The 1,567-nt window shown below is 42.7% G+C and carries 1 protein-coding gene and 1 pseudogene; one reads left to right on the forward strand and one right to left on the reverse strand.

The genetic code is table 11. From position 1 onward, the window contains the following. A pseudogene (locus IQ246_RS29580) lies at positions 1 to 572 on the reverse strand (hypothetical protein); the annotation flags it as partial. 392 nt (positions 573 to 964) lie between these two features. On the opposite strand from IQ246_RS29580, the gene IQ246_RS29585 reads away from it, so the two are divergent. Next, positions 965 to 1,399, forward strand: coding sequence for a DUF3110 domain-containing protein (locus tag IQ246_RS29585; RefSeq protein ID WP_194006837.1), 435 nt, complete (start codon positions 965 to 967; stop codon positions 1,397 to 1,399). Positions 1,400 to 1,567 lie beyond the last annotated feature (168 nt).

Here is a 1,567-nt window from a genome sequence, read left to right on the forward strand (position 1 = left end):
CCTTTGCCCCCCTGCTCCCCCTCTTCCCCCACTTCCTCTATTTCTCTCACCTGTGGCATCAACGCCAGCTTGCCATTACGAAACCGCAGTTTATCCAAATCTGTTGTAATGCCTCCGCCTTCACCTGGCGGCGCTATCTTAGTAGTAATCCAGCGCCCTTGGTCATCTTGTTCAATGTAAACATCGGCGTTGACTAAGGTTACATCTAGCTTTAATCGGCGGTTAAAGATTAATTGCAATAGGTCAAAACCCACCTCCACAGCATCAACATCTGCTCGGTCTGAATCTGTGGGTGTTGCGGGGATGGCTGAAGCCCCAAACTGCACTCCTATCAAGGAAAATTCTGTGAGTTTGCCCAGTTTTACCGGACGATTGAGTGTAGTGGTTAGACTTTTTTCTGCCAACGGCGTTAACTCTTTTTGCACAAAAGTCCACAACCGCCAAATACCGCCGACAATTCCAATGAGCAAAAGTCCGCCCAAGGCAATGCCACCGCGACTCAATACTAGTAACCACAAGCGTTTGCGGACAGGAACAGAGGGGTGATGATCTAGATTGGGAGATTTAATCATTTGCTTTCACTGTATCAATTGCCGGATGTAGCTGTCACACCACAAGCATTAACTGGCACATTAATTCACTATGCCATTTCCAGGATACGTCAACAAAACCTAAGGCCTTATCGGTTGAGTTACGGCATTTGCCCTGCTCGTTATTTATCCTTAATGATATTAGTGTTCTCAGGAAAATCCTCACAGTCCTAGACTTTTGGGATCAGGGGCTATTAAGAATGGGGAACTCTAAGATATTTAAGCTAGGAAAATAAACAAGATTCCTGGAGAAAGATAAATGTAACTTAAAAAAGTAAATCGAATTATAAGTTACTAGCCAAAAAAACTAGAGAATTAGTAGAAAACAAAAGATAGTAGGTTAAAAGTATTGCAGTTACGTGGTTATTACATTTATGCGTGTTTTTGTGTTAATTTTTAATGCTCGAACTGAAAATGAGGGGATTCACACGATTCAGGTAGGCGATGCCTACGGCGGCAAGCTACGCAATAAAATTCTGATGTTCGAGTCAGAAGACGACGCCACGCGCTTTTCCCTATTGCTGGAAGCTCAAGATTTTCCCGCACCTACACCAGAGCCGATTGATGCTGAGGAAATCAAAGAATTTTGCGAAAGTGCTGGGTATGAATGGGAAATCGTCCCGGAAAACAGCCCTCTAATCGAAAAAGTCCCAGAAATTAACGTGGAAGAAACTGATTGGCAACCAGATGCCTCAAAGGAGGATATTAATCAAGACACCTTCCGCCCCAATCAACAACAACTAGAAGAACCAGAATTATCTGATTCTGAACTAGAAAAGATTCGTCGCAAATTGGAAGGATTATTGTAATTAATTCAAGTTGCTAATTGCCGAAAAGAGGACAAGGTGAATATAAATCAATACGGTTCAGTTAAGGCTAAAAATCATGTAAATTAAGCATTGTTCCCAAGCATGGAAGTTGAGTGTGGTGCATCTCAAGGATTTCTCGTTGGTGTCTCCTGATATACAAACTGAGGA

Origin of the sequence: aff. Roholtiella sp. LEGE 12411 (assembly GCF_015206995.1) — a bacterium.
Taxonomy (GTDB): Bacteria; Cyanobacteriota; Cyanobacteriia; order Cyanobacteriales; family Nostocaceae; genus Komarekiella.

Coding starts and splice junctions, on each gene's coding strand:
- IQ246_RS29585 (WP_194006837.1), top strand. CDS start 965: ATGCGTGTTTTTGTGTTAATTTTTAATGCTCGAACTGAAAATGAGGGG.